Origin of the sequence: Devosia sp. (genome assembly GCF_039927955.1) — a bacterium.
In the GTDB taxonomy this organism is placed as follows: domain Bacteria; phylum Pseudomonadota; class Alphaproteobacteria; order Rhizobiales; family Devosiaceae; genus Devosia.
Window position 1 is genome coordinate 22,337 of the sequence record NZ_JBDSUA010000036.1, and the last position, 6,793, is coordinate 29,129.

6 protein-coding genes are annotated in these 6,793 nt (G+C 61.6%); all 6 read right to left on the bottom strand.

Annotated elements, in window-relative coordinates; genetic code table 11:
- Positions 1 to 40: 40 nt before the first annotated feature.
- The 6 genes from ABIT12_RS10445 to ABIT12_RS10470 all read right to left on the bottom strand — a co-directional run bounded on the left by ABIT12_RS10445 (position 41) and on the right by ABIT12_RS10470 (position 6,350).
- Positions 41 to 817, bottom strand: coding sequence for a DeoR/GlpR family DNA-binding transcription regulator (locus ABIT12_RS10445; RefSeq protein ID WP_348044421.1), 777 nt, complete (start codon positions 815 to 817; stop codon positions 41 to 43).
- A 57-nt stretch (positions 818 to 874) separates the two neighbouring features.
- Entirely contained in the window at positions 875 to 1,297 is a 423-nt protein-coding gene (gene mce / locus ABIT12_RS10450; protein WP_348044423.1) for a methylmalonyl-CoA epimerase, read from the bottom strand.
- A gap of 130 nt (positions 1,298 to 1,427) precedes the next feature.
- Positions 1,428 to 3,539, bottom strand: coding sequence for a methylmalonyl-CoA mutase (gene scpA / locus ABIT12_RS10455; RefSeq protein WP_348044425.1), 2,112 nt, complete (start codon positions 3,537 to 3,539; stop codon positions 1,428 to 1,430).
- Positions 3,536 to 3,889: a DUF559 domain-containing protein gene (locus tag ABIT12_RS10460; protein WP_348044427.1), complete on the bottom strand. Its 354-nt coding sequence runs from the start codon at positions 3,887 to 3,889 to the stop codon at positions 3,536 to 3,538. The genes scpA and ABIT12_RS10460 overlap by 4 nt, the downstream gene beginning before the upstream one ends.
- Positions 3,890 to 4,029: 140 nt before the next feature.
- The gene (locus ABIT12_RS10465) at positions 4,030 to 6,033 is read right to left on the bottom strand and encodes an acetyl/propionyl/methylcrotonyl-CoA carboxylase subunit alpha (protein ID WP_348044429.1); all 2,004 of its coding nucleotides are present in this window, start codon (positions 6,031 to 6,033) and stop codon (positions 4,030 to 4,032) included.
- A 107-nt stretch (positions 6,034 to 6,140) separates the two neighbouring features.
- Positions 6,141 to 6,350 carry a hypothetical protein gene (locus ABIT12_RS10470; RefSeq protein WP_348044431.1) on the bottom strand — a complete coding sequence of 70 codons (210 nt, stop codon included), beginning with the start codon at positions 6,348 to 6,350 and terminating at the stop codon, positions 6,141 to 6,143.
- Positions 6,351 to 6,793 lie beyond the last annotated feature (443 nt).

Consider the following 6,793-nt stretch of genomic DNA (forward strand, 5'->3'; position numbering starts at 1 on the left):
GTGCAGAGCACGCCGACTGGTAAACAAACCCTGTATGACGCTAGGGCGCCGGTGCGGCGCCGGTTTCAATCAGGGCGACCCCGGCCTCGGCGCAGACCTGGCGGAAGCGCTCGGACGGGCAGTAATCGGTGATAAAAGTGCCGATCTGGCCGATGCGGGCAATGCGCACCGGAGCGGTGCGTTCGAACTTTGAGGCATCAGACACCAGAATGACATGGCGGGCATTGGCGATGATCGCCTGGGCCACTTTCACCTCGCGATAATCGAAATCGAGCAAGGCACCTTCTTCATCCAGCGCCGAGGCGCCGATTACCGCATAATCGACCTTGAACTGCTCGATGAAATCCACCGTCGCCTCGCCGACAATGCCGCCATCGGAGCCGCGCACCACGCCGCCGGCGATCACCACCTCGAATTCGGGATAGACCCGCATCCGGTTGGCGACGTTGATATTGTTGGTGATCACCATCAGCCCGGAATGGTCGAGCAGTGCCCGGCTCACCGCCTCGGTGGTGGTGCCGATATTGATGAACAGCGCGCAATCATTGGGGATCAGCGCCGCTGCCGCCCGGCCGATTGCGTCCTTTTCCACCGCCGCCAATTGCCGCCGCGCTTCATATTCGAGGTTCTCGATGCCCGATGGAATGATGGCGCCACCATGAATGCGCTTAAGCACCCGCTGCTCGCACAGGTCGTTGAGATCCTTGCGGATGGTCTGCACGGTGACATCGAACCGGGCGGCCAGATCATCGACCAGCACCCGGCCCTGGCTACGAGCCAATTCAAGAATCTGGCGCTGTCGGGCGACGACGTCCATGGAACCTGCTTTCGTTTATCCAGCTCTTAAGCCAAAACGAAAGCCGGGGGAAGAAGGTCACGCCGGTGTCAGTTCCGGCTCGACCTCTTCGAGCTCGATCAGCGTGCCGTCGAAATCCTTGGGATGCAGGAAAACCACCGGCCTGCCATGCGCGCCGATCTTGGGTCCATCGCCCAGCACCCGCGCGCCGCCGGCCAGCAATTGCTCCATCGAGGCTGCAATATTGGAGACCTCGAAACAGATATGGTGCATGCCGCCGCCCGGATTGCGCGCCATGAAGGCGGCAATCGGCGAGCTGTCATCGAGCGCCTGCAGCAGTTCCACCTTGGTATTGCCGGTATCGACAAACACCACACGTACGCCATGCTCGGGCAGGATATGCACGTCCCCGACATGGCCGCCCAGCAGATCGCGATAGCGGCCCGCCGCCGCTTCCAGGTCGGGCACGGCGATGGCGATGTGGTTCAAGCGGCCGATCATAAGACCCCCTCATCCGTCGCTACGCGCCACCTTCTACCACAAGGGGAGAAGGAAGACTGGATAGAGCCGCTGCGTCCCTTCTCCCCTCGTGGGAGAAGGTGCCCGAAGGGCGGACGAGGGGGCTTGAAGATCATTTATTGCTCAACCTTCCCTCGATCTGGCTCAGCACCGAAAATGCCGCCGACAGCACATTGGTGCCCGGCCCAAAGATCGCCGCCACGCCGGCATCGAACAGGAAGTCGTAATCCTGTTCGGGAATCACTCCGCCGACGATCACGGTGACCTCCCCCAGATCGCGGTCGCGCAGCGCTCCGACCAGTTCGGGCACCAGCGTCTTGTGGCCCGCCGCCAGCGACGACACGCCCACTGCATCAACCTGCAGTTCATCGACATGGGCCGCCACTTCCGGCGCGGTTTCAAACAGCGAGCCCAGATGCACCTCGAACCCCAGATCGGCAAAGGCCGAAGCGATCACCTTGGCGCCACGGTCATGTCCGTCCTGCCCCATCTTGGCGATAAAGATCGATGGCGCCCGCCCGCGCGACGCCTTGAACCGCGCGATATGGCCGGTAATCGCCGCAAATTCCGCGTCGTCGCCATAGCCCTGTGCATAAACGCCCGAAATCACCCGGGTCACCGCCGCATAACGCCCAAACACATCTTCCAGCGCCTGCGAGATTTCGCCCAAAGTCGCCCGCGCCCGCGCCGCCTCGATGGCGGCTTCAAGCAGGTTGCCCTCGTCCTTGGCGGCAAATTCGCGCAAAGCCGACAGCAGCGACTGGCACCTGGCTTCATCGCGGGTCCGGCGCACCTCGGCCAGCCGTGCCACTTGCTCGTCGCGCACCCGGGCATTGTCGATATCGCGCACCTCGATGGCGTCCTCGACATCGAGCCGATAGCGATTGACCCCGACGATCACATCCTCGCCGCGATCCACCCGGGCCTGCCGCAGCGCCGCGGCCTTTTCGATTTCGAGCTTCGGTCCGCCACTTTGCACCGCCTTGGTCATGCCGCCGGCGGCTTCCGCCTCGGCAATCAGCGCCGAGGCTTTTTCGACCAGCTCAGCCGTCAGCGCCTCGATGTAATAGGAGCCGCCCAGCGGATCGACCACGTCGGTAATCCGGCTTTCATGCTGCAGGATCAGTTGCGTATTGCGGGCAATCCGGCTGGAAAATTCAGTCGGCAGGGCAATGGCTTCATCGAACGAATTGGTATGCAGGCTCTGCGTGCCCCCCAGCGTCGCCGCCAGCGCCTCAATCGTGGTGCGCACGATATTGTTGTGCGGGTCCTGCTCAGTCAGCGACACGCCGGACGTCTGGCAATGGGTGCGCAACATCTTGGAGCGGGGGTCCTTGGCGCCCAGATCGGTCATGATTTTTGACCACAACTGCCGTGCTGCCCGTAGCTTGGCGACCTCCAGAAAGAAGTTCATGCCGATGCCGAAAAAGAAACTCAGCCGCCCGGCAAAGGCATCGATATCCAGCCCCCGCGCCTGTGCCGCCCGCACATAATCCATGCCGTCGGCCAGCGTGTAGGCCAGCTCCTGCACCGCCGTCGCCCCGGCCTCGTGCATGTGGTAGCCCGAGATCGAAATCGAGTTGAACTTGGGGCTGTGCTGCGCCGTATGCGCAATGATATCGCCAACGATCCGCATCGAAGGCTCGGGCGGATAGATATAGGTGTTGCGGACCATGAACTCCTTCAGCACATCGTTCTGGATGGTCCCGTCGAGCTTGTCCTGGCTGACGCCCTGCTCCTCGGCCGCAACGATGAACATCGCCAGCACCGGGATCACTGCGCCATTCATGGTCATCGACACGCTCATCTGATCGAGCGGAATGCCCTCAAACAGGATTTTCATGTCCTCGACGCTATCGATCGCCACCCCGGCCTTGCCGACATCGCCGACGACGCGCGGATGGTCGCTATCGTAGCCCCGGTGCGTGGCCAGATCGAACGCCACCGACAGCCCCTTCTGCCCCCGCTCCAGCGCCTGCCGATAAAACGCATTGCTTTCGCGCGCCGTCGAAAAGCCCGCATACTGCCTTATGGTCCAAGGCCGATTGGCATACATCGTCGCCCGCACGCCGCGCGTATACGGCTCGACGCCGGGGATTTCGCCGTCGTCAGCCAGGTAAACCGGCCGCACCGGGATGCCGCCGTAGTTGCGGTCGAGGGTATCAGGTGAGGCTTTCAGCTCGCGCTCGGCAAGGCTGCGCCAGTGGTCTTTGTTTGTGGTCATGCCTGGCGTTGTCCCGCAGTTTGTTCGAGCGATCTAACGATAACGTCATAAACGCCTTCGCCGTTCGTCATGACCTCCGCATTGCTAAATCGCAGCACGGTGTAGCCTTCATGTCGCAGAAAAGCGTCTCGCACAGCATCGTGCTGGATGGCCGATGCGCCGCCATGCGTATCGCCATCGACTTCGATGACCAGCTTGGCGTGATGGTATGCGAAGTCCACAACATAACGGCCAATCGGCACCTGCTTACGGAAGTGGTGCCCGCCAAGGCGCATAGGACTGATCAGGCGCCAAAGCCTTATTTCGGCCGGTGTTGGATTTTTGCGGAGGCGCTGGGCATGGGTTGGCATCGCTCACCCCCTCCCTAGCCCTCCCCACAAGGGGGAGGGTGAACCCGGTGGGTCGGCAGGATTTTGCCACAGGCACGATGTCACCCTCCCCCTTGTGGGGAGGGAAGGGAGGGGGTGCCTTTGGCTATGTCTTGGACCACTCATATCCCCTCAAACTCCAGCATCACCTGATCCACCGCCAGCACGTCACCGGCTTTCGCATGCACCTTGCTCACCCGCGCCCGCTTTTGCGCCTTGAGCACGTTTTCCATTTTCATCGCTTCAACAATGGCCAGCGTCTGCCCGTCCTCGACAATATCGCCCACGGCTACATCGACGCGCACCACCTGCCCTGGCATCGGGCACAGCAAAAACTTGCTGAGGTCTGGCGGCACTTTCACCGGCATCAGATGCAGCAGCGCCGCGATATGGGGTCGCAACACTTGCACCTTCAAATCCGCGCCGCGATAGCGCACCCGGAAGCCGCCCGTGCGCGCATTGACCTTGAGCACGCTGGTGCCGCCATGGCTCCAGATCACCTGCGCTACCGTATCGCCCGGCGCCCAGTTAAAACGGTGCACCGCCGCCACCTGATCGAACAGGTTCAATTCCCATGTGCCATCAGGGTCGAGCCGATGCAGCTTGACCGGCACCTGCTCCTGGCCAATCACCACGACGAACTCGCCGTAAGTCTCGGTTTGCCCGGCCAGCGCTGTCTGCGCCAGCCGCCCGCGCCGTTCTTCGACCACAAGCTGCAGCATTGCCGCCGCCGCGACCACTTCGAACAACCGCCCCTTGGGCAGCACCGCGCCGGTAAATCCCGCCGGGAATTCCTCGGCGATATAGCCCGTCGTCAGCCGACCCTCGCGGAAGCGGTCCTGCTCCATCACAGTGGACAGGAATGGCAGGTTGTTGCCGACGCCCTCGACCTCAAATTGGTCGAGCGCCACCGCCATCTTGTCGATGGCCTCCAGCCGCGTCGGCGCCCAAGTGCAGAGCTTGGCGATCATCGGATCGTAGAATGTCGAAATCTCGCCGCCCTCGAACACGCCGGTATCGTTGCGCACGCCGTCGGCTTCCGCTGGTGGCCGGTAGCGCGTCAGCCGCCCGGTGGATGGCAGGAAGTTTCGATACGGGTCCTCGGCATAGAGCCGGCTTTCGATGGCCCAGCCATTGAGCTTGATGTCGGATTGCTTGAGCGGCAGTTTTTCGCCATTGGCGACGCGCAACATCAGTTCGACCAGATCGACCCCGGTGACCAGTTCGGTCACCGGATGCTCCACCTGCAGCCTTGTGTTCATTTCCAGGAAGTAGAACTTTTGCTGCGCATCGACGATGAATTCCACCGTGCCGGCGCTCTGGTAGCCAACGGCCTTGCACAACGCCACCGACTGTTCGCCCATCGCCTTGCGGGTGGCCGCGTCCAGAAACGGGCTTGGCGCTTCCTCGATCACCTTCTGGTTGCGCCGCTGGATCGAGCATTCGCGCTCACCCAGGTACAGCACGTTGCCGTGCGCATCGCCGATCACCTGAATTTCGATGTGGCGCGGCTCGGTGACGAACTTTTCGATGAAAATCCGATCGTCGCCAAACGACGACGCGGCCTCGGATTTCGACCGTTCAAACCCCTCACGCGCCTCGGCATCGTTCCAGGCAATCCGCATGCCCTTGCCGCCGCCGCCGGCCGAGGCCTTGATCATCACCGGATAGCCGATTTCCGAGGCGATTTTCACCGCATGTTCGGCATCATCAATCAGACCCATATGCCCCGGCACGGTGGAAACCCCCGCAGCCATCGCCAGCTTTTTCGAGGTGATCTTATCGCCCATCGCCTCAATCGCAGGGGAAGGTGGCCCGATGAACACCACGCCCGCCGCTTCCAACGCCGCCGCGAAGTTCATGTTTTCAGACAGAAACCCATAACCCGGATGCACCGCTTCGGCACCGGATGCCTTCACCGCCGCCATGATCTTTTCAATCACGATATAGGACTGCGCGGCAGGCGACGGCCCAATATGAATCGCCTCATCCGCCATCTTGACGTGCAACGCGCCGCGGTCGGCATCGGAATACACCGCCACCGTCTTGATCCCCATTTTGCGCGCGGTCTTGATCACACGACAGGCGATCTCGCCCCGATTGGCGATCAGGATTTTCTTAAACATAGCTCTCTCCCCTTCGCGTCCGGGCCGGGACGCACAAAACAAAACGGCCAGCCGAGGGAACACCCCGACTGGCCGTCATAGCATTAGCCGCGTAAGCGGCGATTAGATCAGTAGCAGGGCGGCAGGCCGATGTTGACGCCGCAGGTTGCAGCGCCCGCAAGGCCGCCGATGACCGCACCCGTGACCGCATTGTTGTCGGTGACATCGGCAATGGCTGCGCCAGCTGCAGCGCCTGCCAACCCGCGCGAAGCCGGGTCTTGCAGACAGCCAGCCAACGGCATGGTGAGAATGGCGATAAGAAGGAGAGATTTCCGCATTTTGAACTGCCTCTTTTGTTTGTTGTTCTGTGCGCAGATTCTACTGAATCTTGCAGCGATGCAAACTGAAAAAAGCCCGCCCGCGCGCAACTGGCAACAAGCCGCCAAAGCGGTGCCGCGCCTGTAACAAAAAAAGGCCTGACCCCGTCGGAGTCAGGCCAGAGGGTAGGGAAAGGGTAACAGTCTTGCCCAAGGCATTGCGGTGCAAGCAACGCCCCAAGCACAGATTGATCATCGCGCAACCCAGCATTTGGCGCAAAGCCTGTTTCGCCCCGCCCGAAGGCTTGCGCGAATTGCTGCCAAGATGCCAAAGGCTTGCGCGGATTCATGCCTAATCCTGATCCTCGTCGTCATCCCAATCGCCAAAGTCCATCGGCTCGGCATCTTCGGCGAAAATCTCGGGGAAAGAGACTTGCGCGACTTTGAGATTGATCTTGAGCAAT